The organism is Winogradskyella pulchriflava (assembly GCF_042434315.1).
In the GTDB taxonomy this organism is placed as follows: Bacteria; Bacteroidota; Bacteroidia; order Flavobacteriales; family Flavobacteriaceae; genus Winogradskyella; species Winogradskyella pulchriflava.
Window position 1 is genome coordinate 304,890 of the sequence record NZ_JBHLTQ010000003.1, and the last position, 18,629, is coordinate 323,518.

General features: G+C 32.8%; 20 protein-coding genes. 6 read left to right on the forward strand and 14 right to left on the reverse strand.

Annotated elements, in window-relative coordinates:
• Position 1: 1 nt before the first annotated feature.
• On the reverse strand, positions 2-1,036 hold the full coding sequence (locus ACFFGA_RS07530; RefSeq protein WP_386061940.1) for an o-succinylbenzoate synthase: 1,035 nt from the start codon (positions 1,034-1,036) through the stop codon (positions 2-4).
• A gap of 58 nt (positions 1,037-1,094) precedes the next feature.
• On the opposite strand from ACFFGA_RS07530, the gene ACFFGA_RS07535 reads away from it, so the two are divergent.
• The gene (locus ACFFGA_RS07535) at positions 1,095-2,021 is read left to right on the forward strand and encodes a sterol desaturase family protein (protein ID WP_386061943.1); all 927 of its coding nucleotides are present in this window, start codon (positions 1,095-1,097) and stop codon (positions 2,019-2,021) included.
• 134 nt (positions 2,022-2,155) lie between these two features.
• On the opposite strand, the gene ACFFGA_RS07540 is transcribed toward ACFFGA_RS07535, so the two are convergent.
• The 5 genes from ACFFGA_RS07540 to ACFFGA_RS07560 all read right to left on the reverse strand — a co-directional run bounded on the left by ACFFGA_RS07540 (position 2,156) and on the right by ACFFGA_RS07560 (position 7,086).
• Positions 2,156-2,911, reverse strand: coding sequence for a YoaK family protein (locus tag ACFFGA_RS07540; protein ID WP_386061946.1), 756 nt, complete (start codon positions 2,909-2,911; stop codon positions 2,156-2,158).
• A 119-nt stretch (positions 2,912-3,030) separates the two neighbouring features.
• The gene (locus tag ACFFGA_RS07545) at positions 3,031-3,708 is read right to left on the reverse strand and encodes a metal-dependent hydrolase (protein ID WP_386061948.1); all 678 of its coding nucleotides are present in this window, start codon (positions 3,706-3,708) and stop codon (positions 3,031-3,033) included.
• Between the two features lie 15 nt (positions 3,709-3,723).
• Complete coding sequence (locus ACFFGA_RS07550; RefSeq protein ID WP_386061951.1) at positions 3,724-5,208, reverse strand: hypothetical protein; 1,485 nt, start codon at positions 5,206-5,208, stop codon at positions 3,724-3,726.
• A 118-nt stretch (positions 5,209-5,326) separates the two neighbouring features.
• A complete protein-coding gene (gene menA, locus ACFFGA_RS07555; RefSeq protein ID WP_386061954.1) occupies positions 5,327-6,232 on the reverse strand; it encodes a 1,4-dihydroxy-2-naphthoate octaprenyltransferase in 906 nt (301 codons plus the stop codon).
• A gap of 14 nt (positions 6,233-6,246) precedes the next feature.
• Positions 6,247-7,086, reverse strand: coding sequence for a 1,4-dihydroxy-2-naphthoyl-CoA synthase (locus ACFFGA_RS07560; protein WP_386061957.1), 840 nt, complete (start codon positions 7,084-7,086; stop codon positions 6,247-6,249).
• 128 nt (positions 7,087-7,214) lie between these two features.
• Here ACFFGA_RS07560 and ACFFGA_RS07565 point away from each other — a divergent pair, with 128 nt between their 5' ends.
• Positions 7,215-7,616, forward strand: a complete 402-nt coding sequence (locus ACFFGA_RS07565; RefSeq protein ID WP_386061960.1) for a hypothetical protein — start codon at positions 7,215-7,217, stop codon at positions 7,614-7,616.
• A 161-nt stretch (positions 7,617-7,777) separates the two neighbouring features.
• Positions 7,778-8,194 carry a hypothetical protein gene (locus ACFFGA_RS07570; protein ID WP_386061962.1) on the forward strand — a complete coding sequence of 139 codons (417 nt, stop codon included), beginning with the start codon at positions 7,778-7,780 and terminating at the stop codon, positions 8,192-8,194.
• Positions 8,195-8,197: 3 nt separating this feature from the next.
• Here the strand turns inward: ACFFGA_RS07570 and ACFFGA_RS07575 are convergent, their stop codons facing one another.
• From ACFFGA_RS07575 to ACFFGA_RS07595, 5 genes are all read right to left on the reverse strand, one after another.
• Positions 8,198-9,028 carry a CvfB family protein gene (locus ACFFGA_RS07575; RefSeq protein ID WP_386061965.1) on the reverse strand — a complete coding sequence of 277 codons (831 nt, stop codon included), beginning with the start codon at positions 9,026-9,028 and terminating at the stop codon, positions 8,198-8,200.
• Positions 9,029-9,155: 127 nt separating this feature from the next.
• The gene (locus tag ACFFGA_RS07580; protein WP_386061968.1) at positions 9,156-9,494 is read right to left on the reverse strand and encodes a DUF2853 family protein; all 339 of its coding nucleotides are present in this window, start codon (positions 9,492-9,494) and stop codon (positions 9,156-9,158) included.
• 95 nt (positions 9,495-9,589) lie between these two features.
• Positions 9,590-11,350, reverse strand: a complete 1,761-nt coding sequence (gene menD / locus ACFFGA_RS07585) for a 2-succinyl-5-enolpyruvyl-6-hydroxy-3-cyclohexene-1-carboxylate synthase (RefSeq protein ID WP_386061971.1) — start codon at positions 11,348-11,350, stop codon at positions 9,590-9,592.
• Between the two features lie 31 nt (positions 11,351-11,381).
• On the reverse strand, positions 11,382-12,497 hold the full coding sequence (locus tag ACFFGA_RS07590; protein ID WP_386061974.1) for a chorismate-binding protein: 1,116 nt from the start codon (positions 12,495-12,497) through the stop codon (positions 11,382-11,384).
• A 3-nt stretch (positions 12,498-12,500) separates the two neighbouring features.
• Complete coding sequence (locus ACFFGA_RS07595) at positions 12,501-12,926, reverse strand: PaaI family thioesterase (protein ID WP_386061977.1); 426 nt, start codon at positions 12,924-12,926, stop codon at positions 12,501-12,503.
• A gap of 53 nt (positions 12,927-12,979) precedes the next feature.
• On the opposite strand from ACFFGA_RS07595, the gene ACFFGA_RS07600 reads away from it, so the two are divergent.
• Entirely contained in the window at positions 12,980-13,633 is a 654-nt protein-coding gene (locus tag ACFFGA_RS07600; protein ID WP_386061980.1) for an alpha/beta hydrolase, read from the forward strand.
• Between the two features lie 118 nt (positions 13,634-13,751).
• A complete protein-coding gene (locus tag ACFFGA_RS07605) occupies positions 13,752-14,330 on the forward strand; it encodes a GNAT family N-acetyltransferase (protein ID WP_386061983.1) in 579 nt (192 codons plus the stop codon).
• Here ACFFGA_RS07605 and ACFFGA_RS07610 read toward each other — a convergent pair.
• From ACFFGA_RS07610 to ACFFGA_RS07620, 3 genes are all read right to left on the reverse strand, one after another.
• The gene (locus tag ACFFGA_RS07610; RefSeq protein WP_386061986.1) at positions 14,324-15,607 is read right to left on the reverse strand and encodes a hypothetical protein; all 1,284 of its coding nucleotides are present in this window, start codon (positions 15,605-15,607) and stop codon (positions 14,324-14,326) included. The genes ACFFGA_RS07605 and ACFFGA_RS07610 overlap by 7 nt on opposite strands.
• Before the next feature lie 155 nt (positions 15,608-15,762).
• The gene (locus ACFFGA_RS07615; RefSeq protein ID WP_386061989.1) at positions 15,763-16,086 is read right to left on the reverse strand and encodes a YtxH domain-containing protein; all 324 of its coding nucleotides are present in this window, start codon (positions 16,084-16,086) and stop codon (positions 15,763-15,765) included.
• Positions 16,087-16,333: 247 nt separating this feature from the next.
• A complete protein-coding gene (locus tag ACFFGA_RS07620; RefSeq protein WP_386061992.1) occupies positions 16,334-17,539 on the reverse strand; it encodes an AbiH family protein in 1,206 nt (401 codons plus the stop codon).
• A 240-nt stretch (positions 17,540-17,779) separates the two neighbouring features.
• Here ACFFGA_RS07620 and ACFFGA_RS07625 point away from each other — a divergent pair, with 240 nt between their 5' ends.
• Entirely contained in the window at positions 17,780-18,625 is an 846-nt protein-coding gene (locus ACFFGA_RS07625) for an AraC family transcriptional regulator (RefSeq protein ID WP_386061995.1), read from the forward strand.
• The last annotated feature ends 4 nt before the right edge of the window (positions 18,626-18,629 follow it).

Genomic DNA, 18,629 nt, shown 5'->3' on the forward strand with positions numbered 1-18,629 from the left:
TCTATAAATTAAATTTCCATTGTTGTTTTGAATCGTAGTGCAAAGTACCATTTTTTACAGTTAATGGCGAAAGAAAATTATTAGTAAATAAACTTCCTGTACCCAAGCCTTGTGGCATTTTATTTTTTAGAGTGTAAGTCCATTGAGCAATTGCATTTAAACCTATGTTACTTTCTAAGGCACTTGTAATCCACCATTTTATATTTAAATCTTCAGCAATATCAATCCATTGTTGACTTCCTGAAAATCCACCCACCAAACTTGGTTTTAAGATAATGTATTGCGGTTTTACGGCTTCTAGTAGCTTTTGCTTTTCTCCTTTTGAAAACACACCAATCAATTCTTCATCTAATGCTATTGGCAAAGGTGTAACTTCACAAAGTTGTGCCATAGCATCAAATTGTTTTGGCTTAATGGGTTGCTCTATGGAATGTAATTGATAGTCCGAAAGTTGTTTTAACTTTTCTAAAGCGTTATCTGCTGAAAATGCACCATTGGCATCTACACGTAATTCTATATCGGATACAGAAAATTCTTTTCTAATGGATTTTAAGATGTCTAATTCTGTTTGAAAATCAATTGCTCCTATTTTTAGTTTTATGCAATCAAATCCTGCTGCAATCTTTTCTTTAATCTGCTTTCGCATAAAAGTTTCGCTTCCCATCCACACCAATCCATTAATCGAAATATTATCAAATCCTTTTGTAAAGGCAGACGGAAACAACAAAAAAGGATTAGAGCTTTCTAAGGATTTAAACGCCATTTCCAAACCAAATTGAATGCTTGGAAATTCTTCAAGCTCACAGAGCAATGCATCTAATCCTAAACCTATATTATTACAAACCCACTTTAGCTTGTCTTCATAAACTGTTCTGTCATCTATAGAAAGTCCTCTTAAAATACCACACTCACCTACTCCTTTTTTATTAGCTTTCTCAAGTGTAAGAAACCAAGTTTCCTTAGTAATCATAACACCTCTAGAGGTTCCACTAGGTTGCTTAAACTCTAAAATATATTTGTGATATTTTGCTGTCATAAATTCTATCAAAAATACTCAATTATTTTCGTAATTTACCAACTCAAATCGCTACACAATGCCAGATTTTCCTAATATAATTCTGTATGCTATTCCATTTTTTATTTTAGCTATGCTGCTAGAATTATATGTTACTACAAAACAGCACATTAAAGCTTACGAAGCAAAAGATGCATTTTCATCCATTGCTATGGGTTTAGGCAATGTATTTTTAGGATTTGCAAGCAAAGCATTAGTGTTATTAGTCTTTTTTTGGATTTATGAGCACTTTAGGTTATTCACCATTCCTGTAGCTTGGTGGTCTTTTGTATTGCTATTTTTTGTAGATGATTTTTCTTATTACTGGTTTCATAGAATATCTCATGAATGTCGTTTGTTTTGGGCATCGCATGTAGTGCACCACTCATCCGAACATTATAATTTGAGTACTGCGCTTAGGCAAACGTGGTCTGGTGGCTTTTATACGTTTATATTTTGGTTGTGGTTGCCGTTATTGGGCTTTCATCCTGCAATGATATTATTGCAAATGTCCATTAGCTTGTTGTATCAATTCTGGATTCATACAGAAGCCATAGACAAAATGCCTAAATGGTTTGAGGCTGTGTTTAACACACCTTCGCACCACAGAGTGCATCATGGCAGTAATCCTATTTATTTGGACCGAAACCATGCTGGGATTTTAATTATTTGGGATAAATTATTTGGTACGTTTCAACCGGAACTTAAAGACGAAAAAGTAAAATACGGTCTAGTGACCAACATTAAAACCTTTAACCCAATAAAAATTGCATTTATTGAATGGTGGAACATGTTTAAAGATGCCTTTACAGGTAAAAAATCTTTAAAAGACCGATGGCTTTATCTTATTAAACCACCTGGTTGGAAACATGATGGCACTGGTAAGATTTCTGATGATTTAAGAGAAGAATGGTTGAAGTCTGTTAACAATGAATCGTCTCGTTCTTCTGTAGTTGAAAAAAATTAGAAGTAGATTTTAAGTTGTATGGTCTAACTGTATTGTTTATGGTTAGTTGCGTTGGTTAGCACTAAGCTAGTAAATAAAAAAATGAAGGAAATTTTAACGGATTTTCCGAGAACGCACAGAACAAGCAATTATTTTTAGCCATTGTTGTGTGTCGTTTTTTTTCTTTGTTTAAACTTTCTATTCGTTCGGATTAATTTATACCTCAAATCATCATAAAATAAGCTTATTAATAAAATTATTGCTCCAAAAATTAGAGTGTTTAATTTTAAGTCAAGTCTTGAGTAAAGATAACCTCCTATTATTCCTCCAATAAAGAAAAAGCAAATGATATAAATTCTCAGTTTTATTGTCGATTTAATTTTTTCTCTATTCGGATGAAATTTAGGAAAGAATAGTTGCGATAACTCAATTCCTAAATCTGTGAAAAGTCCTGTCAGGTGTGTTGTTCGTACAATAGCATTTGAAATTTTAGTCACAAAAGAATTTTGAAGTCCCATAGCGAAGAGTAGAGAACAAACAATGATATCAGGATACTTTAATTCCCCATAATTACTAACGACAGCAATTAATAATAAAATAAAACACTCTATTAGTGTTGGAAAAACATAAACATTAAGTTTTCTGTTTTCCTTGAATTTTTCTATAAGGAAACTTGACACAAAAGAACCTAAGAGAAATGAAATAATATAAAGAAAATAAATTGTTCCTTTCCAAAATTCAAAATTAGCTACATCATTCATAAAAAGTGCAAAATGACCTGTTACATTTGTAGTCAGTTGCTTAAATTCTAAAAAACCAGTGACATTAACAATGCCAGCAACAAAGGACAAAATCGTGGCAATTCGCAGATTGTGTTTTAATGTTCTGCTTTTACCTTGATGTCTAAACATTTACTTTCATTTTGTTTAGTTTTCAAATTGTACATAACTTTAGTTATATGAATCCGCTTTTAATACTTGGACTACGTTCAGTACAGGTTTATATCTCAGACGTTAGCTAAGTTAACAAATCAAAGCTCTACACTCTCACCTATCTCCAACAACATTAAATCCTTGCCTTTATCAAAGAATTTTCGTTTGGCTTCTTCGTGGTTGATTTCTATATAGCCAAAAGTATCAAAATGGTAGCCTAAAATTTTATCGCATTGTATAAAATCGCTCGCAATAATGGCATCGTCTATACCCATAGTGAAATTATCTCCTATTGGTAAAATGGCTAAATCGAGTTTGGTTTGCATTGGAATAAGTTTCATATCCATAGTCAGCGCTGTATCACCAGCAATATAAATGGTTTTGTGCTCTCCCTCAATGACAAAACCACCTGGTTGTCCTCCGTATTTTCCATCTGGAAATGAAGAGGTATGTATGGCATTGACGTATTTAAGGTTTCCAAATTCAAAATCCCATGAGCCTCCATGATTCATTGGGTGGCCTTCTAATCCTAAACCTTGATAATGCACGACAATTTCATAATTAGAAACAATTATAGCTCCTGTACGTTTGGCTATAGCTTCAACATCCAAAGTATGGTCTTGGTGCGCATGTGTTAATAAGATATAATCTGCTTTTACGCTTTCTATATCTATTTCTGATGCTTTTTCGTTTCCAGAAATAAATGGGTCAACTAAAATGTGTAAGTCCTTAATTTGAATGCCTAAACATGCGTGACCGTAGAATGTAATTTTCATAACTAAAGTTTTTATTTATTGCAAAATCATAAATTGTCTTTTCTTACGTCCAGAGCTCATCATAATGAATTTTCCATCTTGGTATGTTCCGTAGTATGGTAAGTAATATGTTTTTCCTTTGTTATCTTGTACTTTATTATAAAGTACTTCACCTGAACTATTATAAACGATATCGTATAAAGATGAGGACTCAAACCAACCTCTAGATACTTTAGTTCTGCCATCTTTTTTCTCGAGAAGATTTTTTCCGGAATTTAATAAAACATGTAATTCGTCATTTTTCACAAAGGCATTATATGATGGAGAAGTAGCACGTTTAAAAATACTTCGTCCCCAATCTAACTCTCCCAAGACACCAAATTTTAGAATAAGAATATCGTCATAATGATATACGATTTGCCAATAACCACCATTCATTCCTGTTGACACATAGTTTTGTGTGATATAAAATTCTTCTGCTAACAAATACGTATTTCCTTGTGAATCCTCTAATATGTAATCTACGTAAAAATTGGTCAGCTCTTTTCCTTTTCGTTTTGAACCTCTTTTATCACCAAACAAGTCTTCATATACATCCAATGGTAGTTCGTAATTTTTCTTTGAGGTAACCGTAAAGTTATTGGCATCTACTACAAAATTACAGCCACCTTTTATTTTACCTGTTCTTTTTTCAGAATAGAAACCAATTAAGTGTAATTTATCATCAACTACTGTAATATTTAAGTTTTGAATATGTTGATCCGCAAGACTTATTGATAATTCGTTATTACTTTCTTTAGTTATTTTGTTTAGAATAAAATCATAGTTTGCTTCACCATTTTTCTTTTCCTTTTTTCCTTCTTTATATAATTTTCCAAGCACAAATACTTCACCATTATTGTTGACAGAAATATCGTTATGCTTAAAATATTTTTCTTGATGTTTTTGATAGCTTTTAACAAATAACAACTCTAAAGTCGTAGCATCAAATACTCGAATAGCATAATCATTAATGTCTTTATTAATATTATCTGTTGCCATAGCCAAGTACTTACCATTTGGTGAAATACCTACACTAGTTTGCCTTTCCTTACGACTTGAAAATAAGAACCTTTTTTTTGGTACTGTAACTTCAAACAGCTTTTGCTTACTGTGATTTCCGCTTTTAATATTAAAAACATGACAATACACAACACGCTCCTTTACCTTAGGAGAAAACACCGTAAACACTTTAATTTCATCACCATAGACTACCTCACCGACGTAACTTTCTTTTTTGCTACTCTCAATTATTAAACTGTGTGTTTTCTTTAGTTCTTTATCAAACACATCAAATAATATATCACGTTTACTAGATCTTATTACTCCAGTTAATCCATTTTGAGTGGTGTGTATCGTTAAAACATCTGTAGCCTTTACTTTATCTTTATATTCAGCACTTTCACTAATATTTAAGGTTGTTTCTTGGGCATATATTGAAGCGAATAAGAGTACTAAAAAAAAGGATAATAAATGTTTCATGAAATTAATTTTAGAATTAAGGTTTGTGCCGTTAAAATAAAAAAACTTAAGCATTAATTAATACTTAAGTCTTCTAAAAAATTATTTATGTACAGCTTTTAGTTATAGCAAAACTGTTTTAATACAAAATATAACCAATACCTAAAAGTAGTACAAATACAAATGTGGATAACGACAAAACTTTTAACTGACTGTCAAAATCATCTGGTGAGTTTGCCGCTTGTATCTTTTTAACGTGTTTTATTAATGGAATAAACGCCAGTAGATACATAAAATTATAAGGCTCTACGTAGTATAATATTGAAAATACAACTGTAATGAGCATTGCCCCAATAATTAGAAAATAATGGTATTGTTTAGCACGTTTAATCCCTAACTTTACCGCTATAGTAACCTTGCCTACATTGGCATCAGCTTCGAGATCTCTCATGTTGTTTAAATTCAGCACTCCAACACTCAACAGTCCTAAAGCAAGCGCAGGAAGTATAACAAGATGATCTACTTTGTGCGTATAGAGGAAATAACTACCTATAGTACTTACAAGTCCAAAGAACACAAAAACAAATATATCGCCCAAAGCTCTATAGCCATAAGGAGAATCTCCCATAGTGTAGTTTAATGCGGCATATAGCGCTAAACCTCCGAGAAATAAAAACAATAATAAAAATAAAAACTCGGTGGACCCAAATGCAGCCCAAATAAGAGCTAGCGTAAAAATGATAACAATAACGATATTGAACTTAATAGCATCCAGCATTTCTTCTGGCGAAATTTTTCCGCTCTGTACAGCACGTTGCGGACCAACACGTTCGTCATTATCTGCACCATTTATGGTATCACCGTAGTCATTTGCCAAATTAGATAGGATCTGTAAACTTATGGCAGTTATGATAGCTAATGATGAAACCCACCAACTGAAATGACCGTTGTAGTGCGCAAAACATGTTCCTAAGATAATTCCAGAAACTGAAAGTGGTAACGTTCTAAGTCGCATGGCGGAAAGCCATGGTTTAATTTCTTTCATGCAAAATAATTAGATTAAGGTATCCATTTCTTCGGAAAGTTAGGCTTCCTTTTTTCTAAGAAGGCATCTCTACCTTCTTTTGCTTCATCTGTCATGTATGCTAGTCTTGTAGCTTCGCCAGCAAATACTTGTTGACCAACCATACCATCATCAGTAAGGTTCATGGCAAACTTAAGCATTTTAATAGATGTTGGCGATTTTGCCAATATTTCTTGGGCCCATTCATAGGCTGTATTTTCAAGGTCTTCATGTGGTATTACAGCGTTTACCATACCCATTTCAAAAGCTTCTTGTGCAGAATAATTTCTACCTAAAAAGAAGATTTCCCTTGCTTTTTTCTGACCAACCATTTTTGCTAAATAAGCAGAACCATAACCACCATCAAAACTGGTAACATCTGCATCTGTCTGCTTAAAAATAGCATGTTCTTTACTAGCTAAAGTAAGATCACAAACCACATGTAGGCTATGACCTCCGCCAACTGCCCAACCTGGCACAACCGCAATTACAGCTTTTGGCATAAAACGAATAAGACGTTGTACTTCTAGAATGTTTAAACGATGATAACCATCATCTCCAACATAACCTTGATGACCTCTTGCCTTTTGGTCTCCTCCAGAACAGAAACTCCAGATACCATCCTTAGTTGATGGTCCTTCTGCGCTCAATAAAACAACACCTATATTTACATCTTCATTGGCATCGTAAAATGCATCGTATAATTCTGAAGTGGTCTTTGGACGAAAGGCGTTTCGTACATCTGGACGGTTGAATGCAATTCTGGCAACACCATTGCATTTTTGATACGTTATATCTTCATAAGACTTGGCAGTTTTCCAATCTATATGACTCATTTTTCTCAATATTTTGAGAACAAAAGTAAGGAATTAATAATAATGAATTAAAGCTAATTTAAATTTGATTTTTTAAGATACAACAATATATTTACGTCCCGAATAAATAACCCTAACTTTAACCTACAATGATCGATATTACTGATCTTGAAAGTCGAAAATATGACTTTCACAAAACCAATATTGGAGATTTATATTTTTTCAAAGACTTTTTTATCGCAGAATTAAATGAAGGTATTAATATTACTTTTGAAAACTTCTATGAAGCATCAATATTAATTAAGAAATATTATGAGGACAGACCTTTTGGTTTTATCTCTAATAGAAAAAATTCCTATTCAATTGATGTTAATGATGCAAATCTGTATCAAGAAGCTTTCCCTAATTTAAAAGCATACGCAATAGTTGTATATAGCAGTTTATCCGAACGGATTTACGAAATTGAAAATCACTTTTTTAAATTTAACAGAAAAGCCTTTAAAACTTTAGATGAAGCAATCGATTGGGTTGAAGGAATCTTATCTAAATAATCACTATAAAGTTTCGTTTTTACTAGGTTGAAAACACATCAAAATGCCTATAAAAATTTAATTTCCAACGTATTATGTGACCTTTTTAAAATCACTGTGTCTAATAATTGGCACAAATTTTAAAGTGCTATAATTTAGTTATTAATTAAACATTTATAGTTATGACAATTGCAAGCTCTAACGTTGCATCTCAAATTGTAAAACAAACCCATTCGGACGTCGGTACCGTACACTTTTTCAATCATCTGGCAGTAGTAGAATTTAATGAAGGTACACATATAGATATAAAAGCAGTTAGAAAAACACTTAATGACCTTATAGATTACTATGGGTATTCCAAACCTTTTGGAATTATTGCCAATAGAGTAAATTCATATTCCATTTCTTTACTCGATGTTAAAGATGCAAGGGCAGCACTGCCAAACTTAACTGCTTATGGTATTGTTAGCTATAATAGTGCAACAAGAATGAATGCTGAAATTGAAAGCAGTTTTTGCGAATGGAAAGACATCTGCTTTAATAATTTATATGAAGGTTTAGATACGATCTACAAAAGAGTTAGAAGAAAAACCGCATAACATCTAAACCAATCTTATGCCGTCTTCCTCAATGGTAATTTGACGCTCTTTATACAAAGCACCAATAGCTTTTTTAAAACTCTTTTTACTCATCTGAAGCATTTCCTTAATCTGTTCTGGATTAGATTTATCATTTAAAGGCAAAAAACCACTATTATCGTGCAGTTCGTTTAGAATATGCTCTGCATTAGGCTCTATATTTCTATAACCAATTTGATTAAGGGAAATATCTAATTTGTTATCGTGTCGTACTTTTTTTACGATACCTTTTAGTCGATCTCCAACACTTATATCTTTAAATATATCATCCTTAAAGACAAGGCCTAAATGTGTTTTATTTACAATAACGTTCATACCCAATTCTGAAGGATGAGATACAATGAGATCTACCTCATCAAACTGAGCTACAGTCAGCTCTTTATTATCTAAAAAACGATTGGTTTTGCTCGATGCTACCAATCGCTCAGTCTCATCATCTAAATAGCAATGTACCAAATACCAACCGCCAGCTTTCATTTTAAACGCCTGTTCTTTAAATGGGCAAAACAATTCTTTAACCAAGCCCCAATCTAAAAATGCTCCAAACTTAGTCACTTGGTTACAGCGCAACAATGCAAAATCACCTTTTATGATATAAGGTTTATCGGTTGTGGCAACTGGTCGTTCTTCATTATCTAAATAGACAAACACCTCAATCTTATCACCAATTTCAAAAACTTCAGGAACATAACGATTGGGAAGTAACACTTCTCCATCTTCATCATCTCCTAAAAACAGTCCTGGTTCTGTATCTCTTAATATTTCTAGTGTATTGTATTCGCCTAATTTTATCATGCTACAAAGGTAGGAATAAGTTATAAGTTGCAAGTAAAAAGTTATGTGTTAGATTCACAAAAAAAAGAAAAACCCTTCTGTATTAGAAAGGTCTCTATTTTTATAGTATCGTCTGAATTATATATTCTTAATAAACAGACTCTTTTTTGAAATGTTTACATAATAAGTAATACACTACAGCTCTATACTTATTTCTGTTAGACTGTCCGTAAGTATCCATTACTTTTGCAATACCTTTATCTAAATCAGCACCATCTTTTAATCCTAACTTTTTGATTAAATAGTTATTTTTTACCGTTTCTAGCTCTTTTTCATCAGAACCTGAAACCGTTGATGAATCCGCATTGTAAATAGAAGGTCCTAAACCTACTGTTACTTTAGTTAATAAATCCATGTCAGCATTAACGCCACACTTATCTTTTAAATCTGCTGCGTACTTAGCGATTAAGTCATCTCTTTTACTCATTTTGTTATTGTTTTTAGATTAAATAAATTGTCCCTTTAAAGGTAAGTATTTTTTAGACACATCAAAAACCTATAGGTCACTTCTTAACAGTAACTTTACTTTATAAACTTAAAATAGTCGAGCAATATCTCATCATTTTTTGTAGATGGTGTAAATACTTCTAACAATTTTGGGCGTTTGGAGTTGCCATAAAATGTCTCCAAAGCATTATCTAAACTCAAAGCGTCATTTGCTTTGACATATTCAAAACCATACATTTCACAAAGTTGCTTGGCTGATAGTTTATGTTTGGTTTCAAAAAAAGTATCAAAATTATCAGAGTCTTTGTGTCCTGGAAGAATCCTAAAAATCCCACCTCCTTCATTATTAATTACAATAATCCTAAAGTTTTTAGGAATGTAGTTATTCCAAAGTGCATTACTATCGTAAATAAAACTTAAATCGCCTGTAATAAATGTTGTGCGCTCTTTTGTAACAACCGCAGCACCAATAGCTGTAGAAGTACTTCCGTCTATACCACTGGTTCCTCTATTGCAAAACACTTCAATATCTTTTCTTATCTGAAATAGCTGTGTATATCTTATAGCAGAACTATTACCAACTTGCAACTGGCTTTGTTTTGGTAAACTTTTCAATAAAACATTAAAGGCCGTAAAATCTGAAAAAGGAATGGTTTTTAAATAGGCTTCATGCATTTTACGTCGCTTCTGTCTTACTTCTAACCAAGTGGATTTGTACTCGCTTTTGGTATGATGCGTAACTAGTGGTAAAAAAGCACCTAAAAATGTATTTATAGACAGCCTAATATGCTTATCTAAACAGAAGAATGTATCATTAGCACCATACAAATCTACATGCCAATGATGTTCTGGTTTGTACTTACGTAAAAATGCTTTAATCTTTTTTGAAACTACCAAGCCTCCAAAAGTTAACAGAATATCTGGCTGCAGTGCTTTTAACTCAAGTTCTTCTATTGGTGCAATAATCTTATCTATACCAGGAAAAAAATCTGGATGATGCAAATTTGAAGTCGTCTCAGTAAACACTAAAATGCTATCATCATCTGCCAATTCTTGTAACCATTTTTCTTCTACTGAGTCTGGAGAAAGCACACCTACTAAAATCATTTTTCGTTTGGCACTATGCCAAACATCCAATAAGCTTTTTATCTCAAACTCATCAATACGTTCTTGTATTGCCTGGACTTTAAAAAGCTGTGGATTAACACTAAGTTCTTCTACAATATCATACAAAGGCTCATCAAATGGTATATTAATATGCACTGGTCCATATTTCATAGTCGCTATGGTTAGTGCATCATGGATTTCGGATTCGTTATAAGATTGTATATCCTTTTGAAATCCTAAAAAACGCTCCAATTTATTCTCAATGCTCTTAAATATTGGCAACTCAGACTCTGATGAATTTCTCGGCTCATCTTTTAAATCTAATTTTAGATTGGCACTATAATGCACATGCTCTCCATAAACATTTTTCTGCTTTATGGTTTGCCCATCACCAACATCTATTAGATGCTTTGGTCTATCTGCAGACAGCACTACTAAAGGAATTTTACTATAGTAAGCTTCAGCAACAGCAGGATAATAATTAAGCAAAGCACTGCCTGAGGTACATACAACAGCTACAGGTTCTTGTATTTGTTGTGCAATACCCAATGCAAAAAATGCTGCACAACGCTCATCTACAATACTGTAGCAGTTAAAAAAATCGTCGTGAGTAAAACCAATGGTAAGCGGAGCATTTCTGCTTCCTGGTGATATAACAATATGCTTAATATTATGTACTTTACATAAAGTAACTACGGTCTGGGAGAGAGGAATTTTAGAGTGCTTCATCACTTACAAAAATAAGAAAACTCTTGGTTTTTTACTCTAGTACATTGCCGATAGTTTTTGTTTTATTTATGGTTTCCTCCCATTCCTTTTTCGCAACCGAATCTTTAGTAATACCACCACCAACATAAATGAGTGCTTTATGGTCTTTGAGTTGCAAACAGCGTAGATTTACATAGAAATTAGACTGCTTTTTTACAACTGTATAAGCGTTGTTTTCAATATTGCGTCTATTTTTGTTTCTGGTTTTAGCATGCTTTAAATTGATCTCTCCTAAAAACCCAGTGTAGAATTCCCTATTATAATTTTCATTCTTGAGTATAAAATCTTTAGCATCTTGCTTAGGAAATCCACAAACAGCTGGTGTTGGGTGTAATGCTTGGATTATAGACTTTAATTCTGCTGTATCATTTATTAGGCCTGTAATCCTTGACTTTAAATGAAGTAAGCTTCCTGCACGTATGGTTTCAACATCAGAAATATTAATTGGTTTAGAAAAAGGCTCAATTTGATGTGCAATATAGTCGGTTACAATCTGTTGTTCTTCTATTTCCTTATTAGTCCAAGTCACTTTAGAAACACGCTTGTAAGGTTGTGTGCCAGCTAAAGAAATTGTTGTAAGTTGTTTTCCTTCAACCTGAAACAATAGCTCTGGTGTTGCTCCTAACCATAAACCCACTTTAGGATGGTACCAACAATATACCATAGCGTTTTTATACTTGTTATAAAGCTTTTTGAAAATTGAAAGAGGATCGGCTGAACGTAAGTCTTTAGTTTCTATACGCGATAAAACCACTTTTTTAAGCTCACCTTTTTTTATGGCAGCAATACCTTTTGAAACCAAATCGATATGCGCATTTTTTTGAGTTTCAGTCGCCTCAAAATCCGAAATCTTTTCTTCAACTTTTAATGTGTTTGCTTCTAGAGTATAAAGTTCACAATCATTTTCTGGCAACAGAACACTTTCATTCCTAATATCAAAAGGTGCAAATACAAAACCGCTTTCGGTGTATGTTTCAGTAGTATGAAGCGTATCATCTTTTTGCAACCAGCATTTTACCAAGTTATTTATAGGTCTGCTATACACCACAAAAGGCAATTGCGAGTTGTATTGCTTTTCTAAAACACTGAAAAATGAAACTTCGTCCAAACTCTATTTGTTTTTTGGAAGTGAAATAGTTGACAAACGACAAACTGAAACCAAATTATCGGCTTCATCAGTTACCCTAATATCTAATAGTTGAGTAGTGCGTCCTCTGTGCAAAAATGTTGCTTTTGCATAGATATAACCTTCTGTTACGCTCTTTAGATGATTGGCAGTAATTTCTATACCACGAACAAAGAATTTATCGGTATCTATGAAAATATGCGATGCAAAACTTCCTACACTTTCAGCTAAAGCTGCCGTTGCACCTCCATGCAAAACACCATCGGGTTGATGCACTCTTGGAGTAACTGGCATTCTTGCTACTAAAAAATCTTCACCAAAATCCACCATTTCTATACTTAAGGTTTCAAGTAAGGTGTTTTTACTCACAGCATTGGCCTTGGCGATTAATTCTTCTTTAGATATTTGCATAGAAAACTGTATTTTTAATGTCGCTTACAAAAATACTGAAACTACCTAGAATAATGAATTCGCAAGAGAAAGAAATACACTATACAACCACTAACTCCTACTCTACTTTAAACCAATTTACAGAACACACTAAGAATGTGTGGTTTGTTTGCCACGGAATGGGTTATCTCAGTCGTTATTTTCTTAAATATTTTAAAAATTTAAATCCTGAAGACAACTACATCATCGCTCCACAAGCACCAAGTAAGTATTACATTCAGCCAAAAATGCACGTTGGTGCCAATTGGCTAACACGTGATAATACTGAAGCCGGAACTGAAAACATTATGAACTATTTTGATGCGGTTTTAGAAGCAGAACAAATTCCGAAAACGGTTAATTTTATAGTGTTTGGTTATTCGCAAGGTGTTAGTGTGGCTATGCGTTATTTGGCTAAACGACAATTGCCATGTAATATGCTGGTGCTACATTCTGGTGGTATTCCCAAAGAGTTAACAGCAGAAGATTTTGCCTATTTTGATGAGATTTCTGCCTGCGCAGAAATGACAGTGAAATTGATTTATGGTACTGAGGATGAATATTTAGATGAAACAAGAATACAAGCCGAAACTGAAAGAGCGTATGAGTTATTCGGAAATCGTGTAACTATTCTTCCTTTTAAAGGGAAGCATGTGGTTAATGTGGATTATATTAATGACTTGGTTTAAAAACGTCATTGCGAGGACGAAGGACGTGGCAATCTTTTGAATTGAAAACCTAACCAACAAACAGATTGCCAAAGCTAACAGAAAAAGTTAGCTTCGCAATGACAGAAAATAGAATGGCATGAAAGCACCAATCCTAGAAAACAATAACGTAAAGCTTACTTTGCTTGACTTGAGCAACTACAAGTACCTAGAAACAATTGCGCAAGAAAAAGACCTGATTTATTATTCTCCTTCAGATATTTCTACACCAGAAAAATTGAAAGACTATGTGCAATTTGCTGTAGATGGTTATAACCACAAAACCGCTATACCATTTATAGTTTATGACAAAAAAAAGAAGGTTTATGCTGGTGCTACGCGTTTTGGTTTAATCAATTGGAAAAACAAGGTTCTGCACATTGGTTGGACATGGATTGGGTCTGAATTTCAAGGTACAGGACTTAATACAAACATGAAATTTTTAATGCTTCAGTATGCGTTTGAAACCTTAGAATTTGAAAAAGTAGAATTTCGTATTGATGAACGTAATAACAAATCGCGTCGTGCCGTTGAAAAACTTGGTGCTACGCTAGAAGGCATCTTGCGAAAAGATGTTATTATGAAAGATGGCTATAGACGAAATACATGTTGTTATGGCATTTTAAAAGCGGAATGGAGTGCCATTAAACAAAATTTAAAACAAAAAATAAATCATTGATAACATTCAAAACAGCTCAACAAATCTTCTGGCAATGTAATATCTTCTGAACCTTTTAAGGGTTCAGTAACCTTACCTTGTTGCTGAATAATGCTATGAAATTTAGCTGCGTATGTCTTTACATCATTTCTGCGACTCTTTATTTTTCTTACTATAGTTTCTGCATCTAAATCTTGGATGGTTTTAGGCCAAACGTGTAGGGATTGATCTATAGCATCGTCAGTTAATAGCATCTGTAACGCTTCAGCTTCTTGCAAGAAATTATCTAAAGGAGTGTTTAATAAAAAGTAGCGGTCAAACGGATAAATATAACCTTCTATATAATCAATATCCTCATTAAAAGGTCGTAATTCTTTAACCACATCCTTATGAGATAAAATTGATGGAATAACACCTTCTAAGTTAAAAAAAGCATTATCTCTATCTCCAGCAATAGGTATAGCACTATAAACAGAATCGGTTTTTTTAATCGCCCAACCCCATTGTTTTGTATGTCTGTCCCAATCACCTATTAACATATCAAATAATCGGCTTCTAATTAAGGTTGGCACATCTATTTTAAGACTGTCCTTTAGAGTGAGCTTCATTTCCTGTAAATCTTCAGTCTCTACGATCTTAATAATATTATCGTACTTAGTATAATTGATGTCACTTTCGGTCTCATATTCTAACAAATAGAGCCGATTTCCATAAGCGTCATTATACTTTTCTAATTCCTTTTGTTTAGGCACAAAAACCATCTGCGGACTTGTATGCAAAAGATTCGCTTTTTCTGCTAACTCAGCGACAAGGATTGCTGCAAAAGGATGCTGGGCAGATATACCATCTACAACAACATTCTCTAGGTTTAGGGTTTTTAAAAATTCTGGAATTAAAGCTTCGGCATCTTTATTAACACTACGTAATGTATAGGTTATACCATCAGCTCCTTTTAATTTTAAAGAATGGGTTTGCATGCCTCCTCCTTCTTTTAAAATGGTCATACCACCTTTTAGAGTATCTAAAAACACAATGGGTACTTTTACCTTGGCAGACCAAGCAGCTCGGTATTGTTCGCCCTGAAATATTTTTTTTATCTCATCTGCTTTATACAAATCACTAGGCATTAATTCTATAGAATCATAATTCCTAAAATTGGTGGTTTCAACATTATCAATATTATAGATAACGGATTTAGTGTAGATCTTGTCTGTACTATTTACAGACCAATATAGCAGAAGTATAAAAAGTGTTAAAACACAAAAAAGTGTTACAAGGATAAATTGTTTTATTTTCAAAAGGCCTATGTCGTTATAGTGTTATACTTTAAGTCCTAAAGTTAGGATTTATAACGCTATAATTTTAAACTGGACCATTATTTTTAGAAATGGTGCAGTTTTTACTATGGAAATCTTTACAGCTGAGCTTTGTAAAAAGCACTCAACCAAAGGTATTAACTGGTCTGCTGATACGTTTTATTCTTTTCCTTTAAGACAGCTAATTGTTTTTCTAAAAACGTAATGGCTTCTTCGGTTTTGTAGCTTGCTTTAGAGGCAAAGTCCTTTAAGTCTTCCTTAAATTTGTCCTTACCAGATTTAGCAGCTTTAGACAAATCGTCTTTAACTTCTGTAAAGTCATCTACCAATTGATCTTTTAGGGCTGCACCTTCTTTTTTTAGCTTGTCTCTTGTAACGCTTCCTTTGTCTGGTGCTAATAACACACCTGCAGCTGCTCCTATTAATGTGCCTAGAACTAAGGCTCCTTTAAACTGAATCATAATTTTCTTTTTAATTTTGAACTTGTTTTACTTATGTGTCGTAAAACGTGGTGTTTTGTTACAAACAAGTTGTGTGCCAAATATTTATAGATGAAATTAGTGTTGTGCTTGACGGTATTGTGAATGATTTCGTTACATGCTTAAACACTAAAGTTAGTAAATAAATACAGATAGAAAGTCTTCTAGGACTTTTGTAATTAGGTTACAACAAGTAATGAATTATACACATTATTGTACAACGTTTTTTTTACACAACTGAAACTCTAGTTGATGACGATATGTCTCTTTTCAATTCAGTTTTCAATTCTTTTGATTCTATATGTTGAAAATCTAGAATCTTGTTTCTCATTAATGATTGGATATCTTTTTTTCCTCTAATATTCAATAGGTTTATTAATAGTTGAGATTTAGACCTTTTGCTATGATATATTACAATAATTTTCTTTTTTCTTGATTTAGATTGATTAATAAAATCAAAAACTTCATTAATATAATCGGCATCAGAACTATCTAATGAATGACCAAAAAAGAAAAAATAAAAGTTAGAATTTTTTCTTTTTTCATATTCTCCAATAAATTCAAAATCAGTACTATTATTCAGTTTTTGGAAGTATTTAGTAAATGGCAAAAAGAATCTCTTGTCTAAATCGTCATTTGGTATTTCATTGATACCTAAAACTATTTCATTTGATAAAGAGTCTATCTTACCGTGAAGAAATTTGGTTTTATTTATACGCTTATAAATTTTTTCAAATGTTGGTGTATAATTAAATGTATAATGTTTTGAAATAGTAGAGAATAGGTTTTTATCAAAGCGTTTTCTTGGATTGTCATAAAACGGAAATACAAAGACCTCAAAATAGAGATTGAATATTCGTTTAAAAACATTTAACTCTTCTGTTAATTTTTTTGTTATCGCACTTATGTCAACATTTATATAAAAATCATATTTTTTTATAAAGTAGTCTAAATTTAAAGTGATAGTATAATCTTTATCTACAGATATAATATTGAAGCTATTTAGTACTTGAATTATCTCAATGTCGTTGTTAAATAATTTTGTGTTGTATGTGATTTTGTCTTCTGAAAGAGAACCTTTTGAAAATATATTTTCTTTTATGTAATTTATTGATGAAAATAAAATATTTAGAACGTATTCAATTTTATTTTCAAAGTCAATCCACGTTTCTATTTCTAACTCGTTTTTAAAAAACTGAAACCATAAATTATCTTGAATACTTTGTCTTAATAGCTGGGTTTTTTCTAAATCAAAATCGAATTTTTTATAGTATTCTGAAAGTTTCTCAAAGTTATTACTATGCGAATAAATAGTGTCAAAATTAGGTTCTTCGTAACTATTTAAAGAGTTCAAAATATTAATGAATTCATTGTAAGATGTGGGTAAACCAAAACTCAAGTCAAATCCATTTCCTGTTATTAATATTTTAGGCATAGTTTTTTTTCAAATGTTGCGCAACTTTAGTGATATGAGTCCGTTTTAATACTTCGACTACGCTCAGTAACAGACTTATATAAGCCGTTACCGAAATAAGTTCGGCACAGGTAAGCAAGTTACTTTTTTTAAAACAAAGTTTCAATACGTAGAACTACGTAATTTTAAACAACTTAGCAAGATTGGAAAAGTAAAACCCAAATCTTACCTTTAGTTTTGTTTTCAGTAAACGATACCATTATGGCAAAACAGCACTATCAAGAAAATCTAAACCGTATTGTGGAATACATCCACCAGCATTTAGATTCAAAAATTGATATTGCACATTTGGCAGAACTGTCGCACTTTTCACCTTTTCATTTTCATAGAATCACCAGAGCTTTATTAGGCGAACCCATTGGTGCTTACATTACCAGAATACGTATTGAGACTGCTGCAAAGATGATTCGGTATTCGGACAATTCCATTGAGGATATTGCGTATAGTGTTGGTTTTGAAACGCCTTCATCATTATCTAAAGCGTTTAAAAACCACTTTGGAATTTCGCCTAGTGCGCATCGTAATAAAAAGGAAATCATTATCAAAAAACAGAACACAATGAAAACAACACTCAACATTAAAAAACCTAAAATCCTGGACCTTGAAGATCAAAAATGCCTGTATTACACAATGCATGGAGCTTACGACCAACTAGACTACAGCAAGGCTTGGGAAAAACTTTGGGTGGAAATAAAGGCACAACAGTTATTTACAAAAGGGATTAGACATATTGGTTTGCCTTATGACGACCCAAAACTTACGGAGCCAAACAAAATACGCTACGATGCTTGTCTTACCATACATAAAGACGCTAAACCAAGTGGAGATGTTGGTGTAAAAGCGCTTAAAGGCGGGAAATTTGCCGTGTTTTTATACCAAGGCAGTTACCAATATTTTGCACAAGTGTATGATTATATGTTTAACGAATGGTTAATCAATACCGATTATGAGCTACGCGATGCACCATGTAGAGAAAAATACATTAGTGATGCCAGACGTGTTGCTGAAGAGAAATTGAAAACTGAGTTTTATCTGCCGATAAAGTAACCTA

Bases quoted from the DNA above. Each gene is read 5' to 3' on its own strand.
- ACFFGA_RS07530 (WP_386061940.1), bottom strand. From the start codon at position 1,036: ATGACAGCAAAATATCACAAATATATTTTAGAGTTTAAGCAACCTAGT.
- ACFFGA_RS07535 (WP_386061943.1), top strand. From the start codon at position 1,095: ATGCCAGATTTTCCTAATATAATTCTGTATGCTATTCCATTTTTTATT.
- ACFFGA_RS07540 (WP_386061946.1), bottom strand. From the start codon at position 2,911: ATGTTTAGACATCAAGGTAAAAGCAGAACATTAAAACACAATCTGCGA.
- ACFFGA_RS07545 (WP_386061948.1), bottom strand. From the start codon at position 3,708: ATGAAAATTACATTCTACGGTCACGCATGTTTAGGCATTCAAATTAAG.
- ACFFGA_RS07550 (WP_386061951.1), bottom strand. From the start codon at position 5,208: ATGAAACATTTATTATCCTTTTTTTTAGTACTCTTATTCGCTTCAATA.
- menA (WP_386061954.1), bottom strand. From the start codon at position 6,232: ATGAAAGAAATTAAACCATGGCTTTCCGCCATGCGACTTAGAACGTTA.
- ACFFGA_RS07560 (WP_386061957.1), bottom strand. From the start codon at position 7,086: ATGAGTCATATAGATTGGAAAACTGCCAAGTCTTATGAAGATATAACG.
- ACFFGA_RS07565 (WP_386061960.1), top strand. From the start codon at position 7,215: ATGATCGATATTACTGATCTTGAAAGTCGAAAATATGACTTTCACAAA.
- ACFFGA_RS07570 (WP_386061962.1), top strand. From the start codon at position 7,778: ATGACAATTGCAAGCTCTAACGTTGCATCTCAAATTGTAAAACAAACC.
- ACFFGA_RS07575 (WP_386061965.1), bottom strand. From the start codon at position 9,028: ATGATAAAATTAGGCGAATACAATACACTAGAAATATTAAGAGATACA.
- ACFFGA_RS07580 (WP_386061968.1), bottom strand. From the start codon at position 9,494: ATGAGTAAAAGAGATGACTTAATCGCTAAGTACGCAGCAGATTTAAAA.
- menD (WP_386061971.1), bottom strand. From the start codon at position 11,350: ATGAAGCACTCTAAAATTCCTCTCTCCCAGACCGTAGTTACTTTATGT.
- ACFFGA_RS07595 (WP_386061977.1), bottom strand. From the start codon at position 12,926: ATGCAAATATCTAAAGAAGAATTAATCGCCAAGGCCAATGCTGTGAGT.
- ACFFGA_RS07600 (WP_386061980.1), top strand. From the start codon at position 12,980: ATGAATTCGCAAGAGAAAGAAATACACTATACAACCACTAACTCCTAC.
- ACFFGA_RS07605 (WP_386061983.1), top strand. From the start codon at position 13,752: ATGAAAGCACCAATCCTAGAAAACAATAACGTAAAGCTTACTTTGCTT.
- ACFFGA_RS07615 (WP_386061989.1), bottom strand. From the start codon at position 16,086: ATGATTCAGTTTAAAGGAGCCTTAGTTCTAGGCACATTAATAGGAGCA.
- ACFFGA_RS07620 (WP_386061992.1), bottom strand. From the start codon at position 17,539: ATGCCTAAAATATTAATAACAGGAAATGGATTTGACTTGAGTTTTGGT.
- ACFFGA_RS07625 (WP_386061995.1), top strand. From the start codon at position 17,780: ATGGCAAAACAGCACTATCAAGAAAATCTAAACCGTATTGTGGAATAC.